Annotated in this window: 14 protein-coding genes and 1 riboswitch; of the genes, 9 read left to right on the forward strand and 5 right to left on the reverse strand. The window is 61.9% G+C overall.

All coding sequences use genetic code 11. The features are described from left to right. The 4 genes from A0W34_RS02895 to A0W34_RS02910 all read left to right on the forward strand — a co-directional run bounded on the left by A0W34_RS02895 (position 1) and on the right by A0W34_RS02910 (position 4,970). Positions 1-1,059: a DUF917 domain-containing protein gene (locus A0W34_RS02895; RefSeq protein ID WP_081557285.1), complete on the forward strand. Its 1,059-nt coding sequence runs from the start codon at positions 1-3 to the stop codon at positions 1,057-1,059. Continuing rightward, positions 1,056-2,591 carry a PucR family transcriptional regulator gene (locus A0W34_RS02900; protein WP_081557286.1) on the forward strand — a complete coding sequence of 512 codons (1,536 nt, stop codon included), beginning with the start codon at positions 1,056-1,058 and terminating at the stop codon, positions 2,589-2,591. Before A0W34_RS02895 ends, A0W34_RS02900 begins: the two co-directional genes overlap by 4 nt. 60 nt (positions 2,592-2,651) lie before the next feature. After that, positions 2,652-2,766, forward strand: a riboswitch (SAM riboswitch). 53 nt (positions 2,767-2,819) lie between these two features. Next, a complete protein-coding gene (locus A0W34_RS02905; protein WP_003941108.1) occupies positions 2,820-4,145 on the forward strand; it encodes an aminotransferase class V-fold PLP-dependent enzyme in 1,326 nt (441 codons plus the stop codon). Between the two features lie 210 nt (positions 4,146-4,355). Further along, positions 4,356-4,970, forward strand: a complete 615-nt coding sequence (locus tag A0W34_RS02910; RefSeq protein ID WP_050655923.1) for a hypothetical protein — start codon at positions 4,356-4,358, stop codon at positions 4,968-4,970. Here A0W34_RS02910 and A0W34_RS02915 read toward each other — a convergent pair. Further along, positions 4,949-5,827, reverse strand: coding sequence for a phage repressor protein (locus A0W34_RS02915; protein ID WP_050655932.1), 879 nt, complete (start codon positions 5,825-5,827; stop codon positions 4,949-4,951). The genes A0W34_RS02910 and A0W34_RS02915 overlap by 22 nt on opposite strands. 143 nt (positions 5,828-5,970) lie before the next feature. Between A0W34_RS02915 and A0W34_RS02920 the strand changes: the two genes are divergently transcribed. Next, positions 5,971-6,969 (forward strand): alpha/beta hydrolase family protein, encoded by a 999-nt coding sequence (locus A0W34_RS02920; RefSeq protein ID WP_042450570.1) that lies wholly within the window; start codon positions 5,971-5,973, stop codon positions 6,967-6,969. After that, the gene (locus A0W34_RS02925; protein WP_081557288.1) at positions 6,962-8,173 is read left to right on the forward strand and encodes a saccharopine dehydrogenase family protein; all 1,212 of its coding nucleotides are present in this window, start codon (positions 6,962-6,964) and stop codon (positions 8,171-8,173) included. The genes A0W34_RS02920 and A0W34_RS02925 overlap by 8 nt, the downstream gene beginning before the upstream one ends. Here A0W34_RS02925 and A0W34_RS02930 read toward each other — a convergent pair whose 3' ends face one another. Continuing rightward, positions 8,174-8,518 carry a hypothetical protein gene (locus A0W34_RS02930; protein ID WP_042922749.1) on the reverse strand — a complete coding sequence of 115 codons (345 nt, stop codon included), beginning with the start codon at positions 8,516-8,518 and terminating at the stop codon, positions 8,174-8,176. Positions 8,519-8,611: 93 nt separating this feature from the next. Next, a complete protein-coding gene (locus A0W34_RS02935; protein ID WP_042922747.1) occupies positions 8,612-8,989 on the reverse strand; it encodes a hypothetical protein in 378 nt (125 codons plus the stop codon). Between the two features lie 63 nt (positions 8,990-9,052). Between A0W34_RS02935 and A0W34_RS02940 the strand changes: the two genes are divergently transcribed. After that, a complete protein-coding gene (locus A0W34_RS02940; protein WP_042450527.1) occupies positions 9,053-9,631 on the forward strand; it encodes a CGNR zinc finger domain-containing protein in 579 nt (192 codons plus the stop codon). 134 nt (positions 9,632-9,765) lie between these two features. Beyond that, on the forward strand, positions 9,766-11,373 hold the full coding sequence (locus A0W34_RS02945) for an ABC transporter substrate-binding protein (protein WP_081557289.1): 1,608 nt from the start codon (positions 9,766-9,768) through the stop codon (positions 11,371-11,373). 354 nt (positions 11,374-11,727) lie between these two features. Here the strand turns inward: A0W34_RS02945 and A0W34_RS02950 are convergent, their stop codons facing one another. Then, positions 11,728-13,230, reverse strand: a complete 1,503-nt coding sequence (locus tag A0W34_RS02950; RefSeq protein WP_081557290.1) for an MFS transporter — start codon at positions 13,228-13,230, stop codon at positions 11,728-11,730. A 158-nt stretch (positions 13,231-13,388) separates the two neighbouring features. Between A0W34_RS02950 and A0W34_RS02955 the strand changes: the two genes are divergently transcribed. Further along, the gene (locus tag A0W34_RS02955) at positions 13,389-14,063 is read left to right on the forward strand and encodes a TetR/AcrR family transcriptional regulator (RefSeq protein WP_047269737.1); all 675 of its coding nucleotides are present in this window, start codon (positions 13,389-13,391) and stop codon (positions 14,061-14,063) included. Here the strand turns inward: A0W34_RS02955 and A0W34_RS02960 are convergent. Then, on the reverse strand, positions 14,053-15,012 hold the full coding sequence (locus A0W34_RS02960) for a DMT family transporter (protein WP_081557291.1): 960 nt from the start codon (positions 15,010-15,012) through the stop codon (positions 14,053-14,055). The two genes, A0W34_RS02955 and A0W34_RS02960, sit on opposite strands and share 11 nt — an antisense overlap. Between the last annotated feature and the right edge of the window lie 204 nt (positions 15,013-15,216).

Raw genomic sequence — 15,216 nt, forward strand, 5'->3', positions numbered from 1 at the left:
GTGAGCAGGCTGCACGCGGTCCGGGAGGCCGACCTCGACGCGATCGCAGCGGGGGCGGTGGTCCTGGGCTGCGGCGGGGGCGGCGATCCACGCTTGTTCGTGGAATTGCTGCGTCCACTGATGACGTCTACTTCGGTGGAGGTCATCGCGCCGGACCAGTTGCCGGAGGAGGCATTGGTGATGCCGGTGGGAATCGTCGGATCGGCCCTGGCCTTGGAGGAGCAATTGCCCTCCGGGCGTGAGTTTGCAGATACTGCAGCAGCTTTGACGCGCTGGACCGGGAAGCGTCCAACCGCGGTGATGACTTTCGAAGGCGGTGGACTCAACGCTCTCTCCGGCATTGCGGCGGCGTTGGCGTTGGGAATTCCCGTGGTCGACGCGGACCTGCTGGGTCGAGCGATGCCGCGGCTCGATCACTTCTCTCTCGCCGCAGCCGGGTTGGAATTGTGCCCGGTCACACTCGCCCAGCCCGGCGGCCTCATTACCGTCGTCGACGGAGTGGATGTGCTGGGCGCCGAGGTAGCAGTGCGGTCGTTGATCGGGAGAACCAGCGGTTGGGGCGCTCTGGCGATCGCGTCGATCGATGCGCGGACGGTGCAGGAGGCGTGCATTCCGGGAACTCTCTCCCGAGCATACGAACTGGGTCAGCACATCGGGGTACTGGGCAGTTGGCAGGAGATCGCGGAAAGCTCCGGGGCCCGGGTAATGGGGACTGGCCGGGTGCGTGCGGTCCGTCGTAGTCGTCCGGACACCGGCGATCGTCGGGGCAGCGTGATTCTCGAACACGATTCTGCGGTGATACGAGTCGAATTCGAGAGTGAGTTCCTGACCGTCGCGTTGGACGGCGAGATGATTGCAACGTGCCCGGACATCGTGACGTTGCTCGACGTGCGGACCGGCGCCTTCGTCTCGTGTGAATCCGTGCACCAGGGGCACGATGTGGCCGTGTTGGTTCTTCCCGGTCCACAGTGGTGGGCGGAAGAAGTGGGCAGATTGAAAGTTGTCGGCCCGCGGGCATTCGGGATCGACCACGACGCAGTGCTGATGGAGGCGCGATGAGCGCGAGTGTTTCGGCGTTGCTGAACAACCCGGCCTTTGTCGGGCTGTATCGACTGGCCGGGGAGGGTGATCCCGTCGTGACGACAGTGGGAGCACTCACCGGGGAATCGGCACAGTCGGCCGAGGCCGTGTCGGATGCGGCGAGTTCAGGATCAGTTCTGGTGATTCTCGATCGAATCGACATCGGGGAGTGGAGATTCGACGCTCTCCTTCGGCGCACAGCGGCGACCGGCTGCCAGGTGGTCGCTGTGCACAGCACTGCGGCGGAGGATGCGAATCTCTCGTTGCTTGCCGATCGGCTCGGACTGGTGGTGCTCGGAGTATCCGACCCGTGGCAGTTCAGCGTGGATCTTCGCGATCTTCTCTCGAATTCGCGGGCGGTGATGGCCGACGCAGTACTGCGGGCGACACACGCGGGCCAACGAGCCGGAGGAAGCGTCGAGAATCTTCTGTCGGTGCTACTGAACACTTTTCAGCGTTCATTCTTTCTCCTGGACTCGTCCGGACGTCCGATGACCGGCGCCGACCTGTTGTCAGACACTGATCGAGCAGCCGCCGGTATGTTGTCGGGTCGCGGGGCGCCCACCACGGTCGAATTGGACTCCGGCGGGGTCCTGATTGCGTGCCCGGTGATGTCCGGCGCAGCCCGAGAGCCCTGGCTGGCGGTGCTACTCCCGGTGCGTCAAAGCGTCGAAGAGGCTTCTCTCTCAGTGGTTCTCGACGTGACCTCGTTGGCTGCCGGGCACCGACTGGCCGTTGCGCGCATGGTCGACGAGCGTGAAGCGCGCCGGCGTAGCGCGTTGCTCGGTGAACTGATCGACACGTCAGCAGACGCCACACCCGGACTGCTCCGGCGCGCACTCGACGCGGGTTGGATGCTGGACGGATGGCACATCGGCATCAAAGTCCTGGCGGTCGGTGAGGTCGACCTGGTGGCAAGACGCAGCGAGGTTGCAGATGCTCTCGCCGCCGAGGGAATCGACGCCAATGTCGTGGAACAGGCTGACGGCTGGGCGGCGTGGACGACTCTGCCAGGCGAGCCGCGACCGGAGGCGATCACCAGGATCGCCGAGTGCATCCGTGCAGCTCAGGCCAGGTTGGAACCCACGATGGAGACCTGGGTAGGTGTGGGACGCGCACACGACGGTCCGGCTGGAATCGGTTCGTCCCTGTCGGAGGCCGGGGATGCCGCTCGGCTCGCCGGTTCCCGATCTCAAACAGGTCGATTCCTGCACGTGGACCGCCTCGGGCTGGCGCAGTTGCTGCTGGCGTGGACGCGAACCGACACCTTCCAGCCTGCGGCCGCGGCATTGCTCGCACCGCTACGCGATTCCAATGGAGAGTTGCTCGAGACTCTGTCGACGTACCTCGACGAAGAATCGTCTCTGGCTCACACCGCAACCCGAATGGGCTTGCACCGCAACACCGTATCGAGTCGGATCGATAGAATTCAGCGCCTTCTCTCGGTCGATCTGGCCGATCCGGAAACCAGGCTTGCGCTCCACCTCGCCTGCCGGACGATCGCGCCGTGACGACGGTCTTCGCAGCTTCGTCTTGACAAGCGCGGGAGGTTCCTGCCATCCTCGTTGCCAGGTCACGAGTACCAGTGTTCAGCCCCGGCTTGCTGGTCGGCAACCCTCCTCCGCGGTGGGGTGCTCCGGGTGACGACCCGGCTGCGTTCGAAAACGAATGCGGCAAGCGCGGACTCTTCCGGGGCCATCTCCCGACGAACGAGTCCTTGAACGTGAGGATTGTCTTCGATGACTGCTGTATTGAGTGCCGACACCTGCTGCACCACCGCGATTGCCAAGGTTTCGGGTGCCGACCTGCAGGTTCCATTGGTTCAGGGCGGCGAATGCTCCTACGCCAACTTCGACTACGCGGCCAGCGCGCCGGCATTGGCCCAGGTCACCGACCGTATCGCCGAATTGTTGCCCACGTACGCCAGCGTCCACCGCGGTGCCGGCTACGCGTCCCGGATCTCCACGCTCACCTACGAGAACGCTCGTGAATCCGTTGCTCGTTTCGTGAACTGTGCCGACGATCAGGTTGTCGTCTTCACCCGGAACACCACCGATTCGCTGAACCTGCTTGCGCAGTGCGTCCCCGGCAGCACCGTCGTCCTCGACGTCGAGCATCACGCAAACCTGTTGCCGTGGAACGACGCTCGTATCGTCACCGCCGCAGACACCATCGAAGAAACGATCGAGCGTCTGATCGGTGAACTGTGCACCAAGCCTGCCGCGCTGCTCGCAATCACCGGGGCCTCCAACGTGACCGGTGAGATCCTGCCGATTGCACGTTTGGCTGACATCGCTCACCGTTGCGGCGCACGTATCCTCGTCGACGCTGCTCAGTTGGCTCCCCACCGTCGCATCGACCTGCAGGAATGCGGCGTCGACTACGTAGCGTTCTCGGGCCACAAGCTGTACGCGCCCTTCGGCGCCGGCGTTCTCGTCGGCCGCCGTGACTGGCTCGACGAAGCTCAGCCGTACCTCGCCGGCGGCGGCGCCGTGCGTGAGGTGACCATCGAATCCACCGAGTGGGCTTGCGCGCCCGCACGCCACGAGGCGGGTTCCCCCAACGTGCTCGGTGCGGCAGCCATCGCGACCGCCTGCGAAACCCTGCACGCCCTGGACTTCGACGTGATCGCCGAGCATGAGAAGGCGCTCACCGCCCAGCTCACTGACGGCTTGTCCGCCATCGAGGGCGTCTCACTCGTGCGACTGTGGAACGACGCTCCCGACGCCGTCGGAATCGTCACCTTCACCGTCGACGGATTCGAAGCGGGCGAGATCGCCGCATTCCTCTCCGCCGAGCACGGCATCGGAGTTCGCGACGGTCGCTTCTGCGCACATCCGGTTCTCGCGCGCCTCGGCCTCTCCGGCGGTGCAGTTCGCGCCAGCCTCGGCCTCGGTAGCAGCTCGGACGACGTGACGCGGTTGGTCGACGCCGTGAACATCCTGGTTTCGAATCAGCGTGATTGGAAGTACGCGAAGACGGCAGGTGCGTGGAACCCTGTGCCCGAGACCCGCCCCTTCCTCGGAGCCGCAGACGACAATGCCGGCGCAGCCGAGTGCGTCTGAGCTGAGCTCGGTCCCCGAAAACTCGAACGGACAACTAGCATGGCAGCCATGGCACCAGCGGATTTTCCCGCCACCCCTTCGAGAGTGAGCATCACTCTCGGTCAGTGGTGCCGTCGCCATGTCGATCTGTGCCGCACCTCTTCAGGAATGTGTTCGAGCTGACGATTCGTCTCGCTCATCCCATACTTTTCTGATTTTCGGAGGTCTCACATGTCTTCACTCGCTTCGCATTCTCTGCACGTAGCGGTCGAGTTGACCGGATCCGGTCACCATCCGGCCGCTGAGGGCGCACCCGGCAACCTGCCCATCATCGGCGGCGACTACTGGGTGGACCTCACCGAGGGTGAAAAGGCTCTCGATTTGGCTTCATTCCCTACCAATGTGGTTCGGATTCGCGCTGCGGATCTGCGTGAGGCACAGCTCGAACGCGCACGGATACGCGCTGCCGTCGCTGAAGAAGGACGCGATCCCGACAGCGTCGCAGTGCTGGTCGATCTCGAGATTCTGATCGCGCCGGAGGCTCGCTCCGCTCGTAAGGAGCTTGCGCAGTTGGACAGCGCGTTGACCTCGCCGCGGGTTCCCGTTTCGCTTCATTACGTCGGAACGCCTTCCGGTCTCGGCAGTTTGATCGCCGATATCCGAGCTGCGGAGGTCGCCGACGGCGTTACGTTGCTGCCTCTCGCATTGCCTCGCACGCTCGAGCATCTGGTGGACAGCACCATTCCGTGGCTTCAGGATCGCGGACTTGTCACACCGTCCACCGCAGTCGACGAGGTTCTCGGGCGTTTCGGACTGCCGCCCCGTCATCGCACGCTTGCGTCCTGATCGTCACCGATTGCATCTGCGTACAGGTGGAACAGCGACGGTAATTCGTCGGCACCGTCCACCTGTGCCAGAAGCGTCCAGCACTGCGCAGTGATCGACCGAGCCCTCGTGCCGATCCAGTTGGTGGGCAGTAGTTCCGGCGGCAACAGCGGATCCGGTTCCATGGCTCGCGTGAATTCCGCCGCGAGTTCGATGGTCATCGTGACAGCATCGGTACCCGGACTGTTCTGCAGTTTGTGCAGGCGTGCGGTCGCTACGTCGAGTAGCCGTTCGTATCCGTCAGCGATCTGGTCCAGTGGCCACAACTGCGCGGCAATCTTCACGGGGTCTTCGAGAGTGCCCACTTTCAGATCTCGAGTGGTGAGAGAAGACAGGTGCTGTTCGACGTCGAGTTCGGCGGCCGCATCGCGAATATACGGTTCCCAGGCGTGCGGCGAGACGTACAGACCGCCCTGGACGAGCGCGCCGCCGAGGTAAACGACCCTGGTGCGCAGCGCATCTCGCGCTTTCCGTGACGACTCCGGAATTGCGAATCCGGCCAGGTGCCAATACCCGTCCCACGGCGTCACAGTGTCGCGGTCTTGTCGATAGGCCAGCCGAACGAATTCGACGTCGGGTTCCATCTCGCGCAGGGCTTTCGGCGTTGCTCGTAGCGTGGCCTGCCGCCCGCGACCTTCCTGAGTGAACTTCCCCTCGGTGACCAACCGCTTGATGCACAGCCGAACCTGTTGATCAGTTTTGCCGAGGGCGTCGGCGGTGGCATAGAGGGTGTGCCCGTCGACAGTTCCGTCCGTGCGCAGTAGTCCCTCGATCAAGATCCTCGTGGGTACATCGACGTCCCTGTCGGTCATCGCCATGTCCTTTCCTCGCTTCTCGACACCTTCGCCCACAACTGTACTATCGAATGCAATACGATCGTTTCAAATTCGTACGTTAGGGCGGGAAGATGGCAGCGGAATCGATGAGCGAGGGCAAGAGTAAGCCTCGTTTACGCAGGTGGATGGTTACTTCCCTGGCGGTGGTCGTTGTTCTGATCGCGACTCTGGTGGGCTGGACGCTGTACCAGAACACCTATGACATCCGTGAGGAAAAAGTGACGATCACCGGGGGATCGGTGCCGCTCCAGGGAGTCCTTGCACTGCCCGAACACGGTGACGGTCCCTTCGGGCTCGTGGTTTTCGTCCACGGAGACGGCCCGGTCGATGCAACACATGAGACGTTCTATCGACCGGTGTGGGAGGCGTTCGCAAAGGCGGGGTACGCGTCACTCTCCTGGGACAAGCCGGGGGTGAATGGGGCACCGGGCAATTGGCTCGACCAGAGCATGGACGATCGCGCGGCAGAAACGGAAGCGGCAATCGAGTGGGCGCGGGGACGTTCGGATATCGATCCGTCTCGGATCGGTCTGTGGGGTGCAAGCCAGGCAGGGTGGGTGATGCCCAAGGTGGTGAACCTCGACCCGGACGTAGCGTTCGTCATTGCCGTGGGTCCCGCGATCAACTGGCTCCAACAAGGCGAATTCAATACCCTAGCCGAACTTTCCGAGAGAAATGCGTCGGCCGACGAGTTCGAGAAAGCGCGGGTCGATCGTGCGAAGAACTTGGATCAGTTGGCCCGTGATGCATCGTTCGACGATCTCGTGGCCTCCGGCGAGGCCGACGGTCTCACCGAAGACCGGTGGAACTTCATCCGAAAGAACTACCTCTCGGATGCGCGAGCCGATCTCGAAACCGTGAAGGTTCCGGTGCTCTTGATCATCGGCGGACAAGACGTCAACGTCGACGTGGCTGATACCGAAAGGGTGTATCGCGAATTGTTGGACACTCCAGGGCAATTGGTGGTCAAGAAGTACCCCGACGCTACGCATTCGATCGTGGACAAGGATCTCGAAGACTCGGAAGTGAGGTCCGCTCTGGTGGCCGTCCTTGCTCCCCGTTCGATCTTCGCTCCCGGCTATCTAGCGGATCAGACTGCATTTTTGGAGGGAATTCATGGCTGACGGAATCACGGTTGTCGCACTGGGTGGTGCCGGTGCCATGGGCTCGGCAGCAGTTCGTCTGGCCGCAACATTGCCGGGAATCGGCAAGGTAGTAGTCGCGGATCGCGATATCGATGCTGCGAAGCGTCTTTCAGTTGAACTGGCGCAGGCGTCAGCGGAAGTCGAGGCGCGCAGCATCGACGTCACGGACGGTCGCACGCTACGTGAATTGCTTGACGGCGCAGACGTGGTCGTCAATACGGTCGGACCGTTCTTCCGTTTCGGCGTCGGCATTCTCCAGGCAGCGATCGAGACCGGGACTCACTATCTCGACATCTGCGACGACTGGGAGCCGGCCGTCGACATGCTGGAATTGGACTGTGCCGCGAGGGGAGCCGGAATCTGTGCGGTAGTCGGCATGGGCGCAAGTCCCGGGATGAGTAACCTCCTGGCCGCGATGGGAGTCTCGCGATTGGACGTGGTCGACGATCTGTATACAGCCTGGCCGGTTGATGTCGAGGGCGAGGACGAGTCGGTGGACACATTGAGTGCAGCCGCCGTTCACTGGATGCAACAGATCAGCGGCCAGGTTCCGGTGGTTCGTGCGGGGCGAATCGTCAACGAAGAACCGTTGCGTTCCATCGCACTCGAACTGCCCGGCGGACGTCGGGGGAACGCTTACGTGGTCGGGCATCCGGAGCCGGTGATGTTTCATCGGACCATCAATCCTGCGGGGCATTCGGCAAATCTGATGGTCATCACACCGGAAACCGTGGCGTTTCTCGACGTTCTCCGCGCCGACATCGACAAGGGGAGAATCGATCTCGACTCGGCCGCCGAAGAATTGGGCAAGCCTTCGCTCGGACGGATGATCCGTGCTGCGCCTCGAATGCTCACGCGCGCCGGCCACGGATCCCTGCCGTTGTTCTTCGCCTCGGCGACAGGAATGTTCGACGGAAGAGCGATGCGCGTCGTGGCCCGGATTGCAGACGATTCACCGGTGTCGGAGTTGCTGTCGGACATGGCCGGTGCAACCGGAATCCCCTTGGCGCTCGGCCTTGCTCAGGTGGTGTCCCGGCTCGCCGACGGAACGATTTCGGATCGGATCGGTGTGCACTCACCCGAGAGCGTCGTCGACCCGGAAGTTCTGTTCACTGCGCTGGCGCGGTTGTTCGATCGAACCGACTGGAGTGAGATCGTCACCGTCGAATCCGAGTTCCGCTAGTCAGTTCGCGGCGTGTGATCCGATGCGACTGCGGATTTCGGTCTCGACGCGATCGGCGTCCTTGGGGCTGAACGAAGGCGATCCGTGGCCGGCGAGAGTGAGTACCACCGCGGTCTCCTTCCACGGGCGTGAAAGATCCAGGCTGTACCACGAGCTGAAATCTGTTGTTCCCCAGATTCGTAGGCGTCCGCTCAGCCATGACATGACTCCGAGGTCGACGGATTCGATCTGCGAGTACGGGACGAACTTGCTGACAAACGGGAAGTAGTAGTGGCGGATCGTGACGCCCTGATCGTCGATCCGGACGGTTCGGTCCTCGTAGATTGTCGATGTTCCTGCACTCACAGTGATAACCCGGTTCCTGCTGGTCGATGCTCTCGATGGCTGCTTGAAAACCAACCATACAGTCTCTATTGGGACAGGCTGCGAGCGCGGGCGTCAAGCGCTGGTGGGCCTTGAGACGACGAGATCGCTCACCGCGATCTGGGCATTGCCGATTGCCGTCTGAACTGGTTCACAACTGCTCGATGCTCGGGCGAGCGCAAGAACTGCGGTGAGCAGGGCAGCGTCGGGTTGTCCTTCGAACGGTCCGCTCTCGACATCGAACTTTCCAGCTCGCAACTGCTTTCGGGCGTTGATTCCCAGTTGTGAAATGACCTCGTCCATCGCGGTCAGGCATTGGGCGAGCGCTCCGATCGACCAGTAGAGATCGGCTGCAACGACGGGTGTCCCCGACGCCACGGTGCCGGCGCGGCGTAATCGGTTGTGGGTGTCGAGGAGTATCTCGGGCAGCCTGTGGTCTGCGCAGTGTTCCATCCCGCCGCCTCCGTAAGGTGTAAAGTTAGGTTATTCAATTACGGTAGGGCAGGACGGTAAGGGATGCAAGTAGTTTTAGACGATTACGTCGCCGGTGCGTCGTTTGCGACCGACTTGGTCAATACCTCGCCCCGCGTGTGGGTGGAGGCAGGTGACGCGTTGGCTGCCCCTCAGGCGCTTCACGATCTACTGGACGAACATGGACTCTCGCCGGATGCGCTCACCAACGGACGTCGGCTTACCAGCGGTGAACTTGCTGAGGTCAAGGAACTCAGAGAGGGGATTCGTTCGATTCTCGATGCTCCGACTTCTGATGAGCTCGTTGATCGCACTCATCGACTCCTGCAGACCGTCCCGCATCACGTCCGACTCGTGCCTGATGCCCGGTCCGACTATCGATGGAATGCGGTACCGGACAGCAGAATCAATCTCACCGGCGAACTTGCGCTGTTGATCGGCTACTCGTTGCTGGGGACTCTGCGCACATTGGGGTACGAACGATTCCGCCCATGCGCCTCGCCGACGTGCAACGGGGTGTTCGTCGATACAAGCCGTGGAGGGCGACGCCGCTACTGCATGCCGGCGTTGTGCGGCAACCGAATCAACGTCGCGAATCACCGTCAACGGCAGCGTCGTACTTAGCGTCTGTGCTTGCCCGGTCGATAGTGACAATCGAACAGAGTACGGCCGACTGTATGGGGAACTTCAACGAGATACAGACCACGTCAATCCCGCACGATTGTCGCCATGGCAACTCCTAGTAGATGGCGGCTCGTATGAAAGCCCGTTCTGTCTCCGCGACAGCAGTTATCAGCGTTGGGGTTTTCACCCTGGCCGGGTGTGGCGGCGCATCCAGTCCCGGAGGTTCGGTCGGTGAGTATGCAAAGGACGGCAGTTTCACGACTGTCATCAACGCCGATCCCGGAAATCTGCACCCTCTGATCACCAACCTTACGTCGACTCAGATCGTGAACGCGTACTCGTACGATTCGTTGATCGACATCGACGCGCAAACACGCACTGTGCGTCCCTATCTGGCGGAGAGCTGGAGTGAAGAAGGGAACACTCTGAAGTTCGTGCTCAAGAAGGGCATCACTTGTGCCGACGGCACTTCCTTCACCGCACAGACCGCGGCCGATGACATCAACTGGGTCATGGATCCTGAAAACGCTTCACCGCTACGCGGATCCACTGTGCCGATGTCGACTTCGGCCTCAGCGGACGGTGACGAACTGACGGTGACTACCGCCGAGCCAGCGCCCTTCCTGCTCTCTCGAATCGGCGCGTTGCGGCTTCCGTGCGCTGCGACGCTCGAAGACCCGGCCAGCATCCGTTCGAGTAGCAACGGAACGGGTCTGTTCAAGGTCACCGAAGTTGTTCCCAACGATCACATCACGATGGAACGACGCGACGGTTACACCTGGAGTCCGAACGGCGAGACCACTTCCGGCACTCTCGGAGTGCCGAAGACAGTGACGATCAAGATTGTCACCGATCCCAGTACGACGGCGAATCTTGTTCTCACCGGCGGAGTGAATGCCGCAGCGGTCACCGGTTCGGACGAGGAACGAGTCTTGGCCGCGGGTCTGGATTCGAAGACCTACACCACGTTGTCCGGCGAGTTCATCTTCAATCATTTCGCGGCCCTACCCACGGCAGACCGTGCTGTGCGGCAGGCCCTCGTGCAGGCAGTAGACCTGGACGACTACACCGAGATCACCACCGGCGGTAAAGGAACCCGCGCACGCGCCCTCGCGGTTTCGGAACCCCTTGCCTGCGACTACAACAGTGTCGAAGGGACGATCCCCGATTTCGACGTCGATGCAGCAAAGAAAACGCTGTCCGACGCAGGTTGGAAGGCGGGGGCCGACGGCATCCTGACGAAGGACGGTCGACCGCTTGCCCTCAACGTGATTTTCAACAACTCACGCGATACGAACTCTGCCGCCGCGGAATACGTGGCAACCCAGTGGGAAGGACTGGGCGCGAAGGTGAAACTGACCGGTGGCGACTACAGTTTTGTCATCGCCAACACATTCAGCACCACCGACCTGTCGTCGTGGGACGTTTCCATCGGTTTGACGCTGGGGAGCGATACGCCGAGTATCTTTGCGAAGTACTTCACCGGCCCACCGAAGCCTGAAGGAGTGAACTTCGCTTCCCTCGACAACAAGAAGTACATCGAATTGTCCACTGAGGCTTCGCTTCTTCCCGGTGACGAGTCCTGCAAGGTCTGGGAGGAAAGTGAGCGGGCATTGTTCAAGGACGTCGACCTGCTGCCGGTATCCACGACTCCCGCTCACATGTTCTTCAACGGGGCAACGTCGATCTATCCGCCATCGAGCGGAATCCTTCCGGGCTCGGCGATCCGTGTCCTGAAGTAGGACCCTCGGCAGCGCTCACTTTCGGGTATTGATCATCCGAAGAGCAAACCGAAATACCACTGCAGCACCCGCACCTGCAGCCAGGCCGGCGACGACATCGGCAAGAAGGACACCGACGCCTATGCCCAGGACGGCAGCGGCGGCGACAGCAAGGGCTACGTCAGCACGAGGAGCGGCGATCGCGGCATCCTTTCCCCGAGTATCGAACGAGCACCCATCTCAACGGAGCATGTCACGAAACTGTCGTCCGCAGGTGTATCAACAGCAAAATGTGTGAAACGCGTCGGCCCCGACGGAGTTGGACTCCGCCGGGGCCGGGCTGTGTGTACAGCGCAGTGTGTATTGCGCGCTGGCTCAGTGTGTCGGAACGGATTCCTTCGAGGAGGTCGGGGACGTATCGGTGTGCTGGCTACCAATCTCCCTGCGGGAGTTGGAGCTGTTGAACCGAGGGAGGAAACCGGCCAGGACGAGTGCGACGACGGCGGATCCGGCAGCGAGGGCCATGACGACGCGGAAAGCGTTCTCCGACGGCAGCGTTGCCCCACCGATGGACATGGTCATCTGGGCGATGACGACACCCGCGATGGCGCTGGCGAATGATGTACCGAGGGAGCGCATCAGGGTGTTGAAGCTGTTGGCTGCACCGGTCTCGGACGGAGGAACAGCCCCCATGATGAGAGCGGGCATCGCGCCGTAAGCCATACCGGTACCGGCGCCGATGATCACGGCGATCACGATCAGTTCCCAAATCGAGTGCATGGCGAAAATGCCGATGCCGTAACCGATTGCGACGACAACGGCGCCGAGCATGAGCGTCACCTTGGGGCCGTGCGAATTGGTGATACGTGAGGACAGCGGAGAGATCAGCATCATGATGATGCCGGAGGGAGCCATGACCAGACCCGCGGTGAGCATCGAACCGCCTAGGCCGTAACCAGTGACTTCAGGCAACTGGACTACCTGGGGAAAGACCATGCTGGCGGCGAACATCGCGAATCCGAACACGATCGATGCGAGGTTGGTGAAGAGCACCTGGCGGCGGATGGATACGCGTAGATCCACCAGCGGCTTGGGGGTGCGTAGTTCCCACCAAGCCCAGAATCCGAATATCAGGATCGCGGCGCCGAACAGGGAAAGCGTGAGCGTGCTCGTCCAACCCCAGTCGCCACCCTTGGAAATGGCCAGTAGTAGAGCGATGAGGGCGGCTGAGAGCGAGATTGCCCCGCCGAAGTCGAACGTGCCACCTGTTCGAACCGTCGATTCGGGGACCAGGACGACAACAAGAACGGCCGCAAGAGCGCCGAGCACGGCTGACGCCCAGAACAGGACGTGCCAGTCGGCGTACTCGGCGATCAAAGCCGCGATCGGAAGACCTAGAGCGCCACCGACTCCCAGTGAAGCGCTCATCATCGCAACAGCGCCGGCGAGCTTCTTGGGCGGAAGCACGTCGCGCATCACACTGATGCCCAGCGGAATGACGCCGGCAGCAAGGCCCTGCAGGATTCGGCCGGCAACGAGGGGGATAACGCTCGAACTGAGTGCTCCGACCACCGAACCGGTGACCAACAGCGCCATGCTGATCAGGAGTAGACGCCGTTTGCCGAACATGTCGCCCAAGCGGCCCATGGTCGGGACGGCGACGGCAGCTGCGAGCAGCGTGGCGGTCACAGCCCACGCGGTATCGGACGCCGGCGCGTTCAGGTACTCGGGCAGATGCGGGATGATCGGGATCACCAGCGTCTGCATGAGCGAGACGACGATGCCGGAAAACGCCAGAACAGCCACCACTGCGGTGGTGGCTGGCGACTTCGTTGTCTGTGGCGGCGTTGTCGGTGGTGGTGAAGTGGTTGACGACATTGCGGTAACTCCATCGGAGGAAGAACGAATAATGGTTTAAGTCAGTTGCTTGAACTAAAGTTAAATCAATTGACTGACTTAACGGAAGGCTGTGTCTCCGATCGTGACGAATATCTCCGGTGCCGAGCAGCTTCGGATGGTCGAGGATGATGGTGTCCATGACTACGAGGACTGAGGACGCGTCGGCCGATGTCGGCGGCGCCGCAAATTCCGCGCGCTCTGCTGCAACCCGAGACCGCATTCTCGCCGTCGCCGAGCAGTTGTTCGCAGAACATGGAGTCTTCGCGGTTTCGAACCGTCAGGTGAGCGAGGCGGCAGGTCAGGGCAACAATGCTGCCGTCGGATATCACTTCGGAACCAAGACCGATCTGGTCCGCGCGATCGTGAACAAGCATTCCCAGCAGGTCGAGAAGAACCGTGGCGAACTGCTGCGTGAGATCGAAGGGTCCACAAATGTTCGTGACTGGATTTCGTGTCTGGTTCGGGCGTCGACCGATCACTACGCCGAAATGGGTGGCCCGACCTGGTATGCGCGGTTCAGCGCGCAGATTCTCACCGACCCGGTCCTGCGGAAAATCGTCTACGACGAGGTACTGGCCTCGCCCACCCTGCAGGAGACGCTTCGGGGACTCTCTGACTGTCTGGCCGACATGCCGATGAGTGTTCGACGCGCCCGCGCGGACATCGGACGCAATGCGATCGTGCACATGTTCGCCGAACGTGAGCGCACGCTTGCCGAAGAGGGGCCGGACGCGGTCACGTCATGGGAGGACTTCACGACCGATCTCGTCGACGCGCTGGTCGGACTTTGGACGGCTCCGATCAGCCGCTGACCGGCCGTTTGTCCGCGCTAGCCGCCCGCCCCGGGGCAACCCTGCGGGATGGATCTCGCGTCGGTGGAAGATCCAGGAGCAAGCCGACTCCGGCAAGAATGACGACGAGCCCGCCGACGAGCGCGAAGGTGACAGGTTCGTGCAACCACAGCACTCCGATAGCTGATGCCGAAATCGGAACGAGAAGCGTGACGGCCGATGCCGCGACTGGACCCGCCTGACGAATTATCCAGAAGTAGACCAGGTAGCCACCGGCGGTAGCCCCCAGCCCCAGGGCTACCACGGCGATGAGTGGGCCGACGGTTATGGGCCCCGGAGGGGGAGCGACGGCGGACACCGGCACCAAGAGGGCGACCGCGGCAAGTTGCTGGCCGAGGGCCAGCGTCAGGGGTGGAGTGTCCTGGAACGACTTTCGTGCGTAGACACCTCCGACTGCGTACAGCAGCGCCGCGGTCAAAGATGCGCCAATGGCCAGCATTGCGCGACTGTCGATCGTTGACGGAATTCCGCCGACGAGCACCGAGACACCGGCAATGCCGATCGCGACCCCCGAGAGTTTTCGCCAGGTGATCTTTTGCCGAAGCCAGAGAGCGGCGACGAATACGGTGAACATCGGAGTCGTGGCATTCAGGATCGACGCCGTCGACGAGTTGAGGCCGACGATCGCAGTTGCGACAAGTGTCAGGGGCCCAGCGACGTTGAGGGCAGCCAGCAGTAGGAATGCAGGAAACCGATGACGGACCGCGCGCCAGGTCGATCTGCTGGAAGCAGTTATCAGCGCGAGAACCAACGCTGCAACAATGAAGCGGCCGTGCGTCGTGCCGACGGCGCCGAGAGTTGGTGCTGCCACAGCAACCAGAGGGAACGAGCTTCCCCAAAGCATGCCGACCAACAGCAAAGCTCCAACTACGGCGAATCGGCTGCTGCCGATTGCTTTCCAGTTCTTCATTGCTCCTCTTCGTCGACGACCACGCGGACATGGATGGTCGATGCCAGACCTACCCTATACCCCCGGTAGGTATAAGGTTGAGTGTGTCATGATGCTGTAGGTGATCCGAGACTGGGGACGCATTATTCGTTCTCCTGCAATGGTTTATGTGCTGAGATGCTGTACGCGCAGACCTTCAAGTTATCTCCAATATACCTATAGGGG

The sequence above is a fragment of the Rhodococcus sp. BH4 genome (assembly GCF_002079265.1).
GTDB classification, from domain to species: Bacteria; Actinomycetota; Actinomycetes; order Mycobacteriales; family Mycobacteriaceae; genus Rhodococcus_F; species Rhodococcus_F qingshengii.

Coding starts and splice junctions, on each gene's coding strand:
- A0W34_RS02900 (WP_081557286.1), top strand. CDS start 1,056: ATGAGCGCGAGTGTTTCGGCGTTGCTGAACAACCCGGCCTTTGTCGGG.
- A0W34_RS02905 (WP_003941108.1), top strand. CDS start 2,820: ATGACTGCTGTATTGAGTGCCGACACCTGCTGCACCACCGCGATTGCC.
- A0W34_RS02910 (WP_050655923.1), top strand. CDS start 4,356: ATGTCTTCACTCGCTTCGCATTCTCTGCACGTAGCGGTCGAGTTGACC.
- A0W34_RS02915 (WP_050655932.1), bottom strand. CDS start 5,827: ATGGCGATGACCGACAGGGACGTCGATGTACCCACGAGGATCTTGATC.
- A0W34_RS02920 (WP_042450570.1), top strand. CDS start 5,971: ATGGTTACTTCCCTGGCGGTGGTCGTTGTTCTGATCGCGACTCTGGTG.
- A0W34_RS02925 (WP_081557288.1), top strand. CDS start 6,962: ATGGCTGACGGAATCACGGTTGTCGCACTGGGTGGTGCCGGTGCCATG.
- A0W34_RS02935 (WP_042922747.1), bottom strand. CDS start 8,989: ATGGAACACTGCGCAGACCACAGGCTGCCCGAGATACTCCTCGACACC.
- A0W34_RS02940 (WP_042450527.1), top strand. CDS start 9,053: ATGCAAGTAGTTTTAGACGATTACGTCGCCGGTGCGTCGTTTGCGACC.
- A0W34_RS02945 (WP_081557289.1), top strand. CDS start 9,766: ATGAAAGCCCGTTCTGTCTCCGCGACAGCAGTTATCAGCGTTGGGGTT.
- A0W34_RS02950 (WP_081557290.1), bottom strand. CDS start 13,230: ATGTCGTCAACCACTTCACCACCACCGACAACGCCGCCACAGACAACG.
- A0W34_RS02955 (WP_047269737.1), top strand. CDS start 13,389: ATGACTACGAGGACTGAGGACGCGTCGGCCGATGTCGGCGGCGCCGCA.
- A0W34_RS02960 (WP_081557291.1), bottom strand. CDS start 15,012: ATGAAGAACTGGAAAGCAATCGGCAGCAGCCGATTCGCCGTAGTTGGA.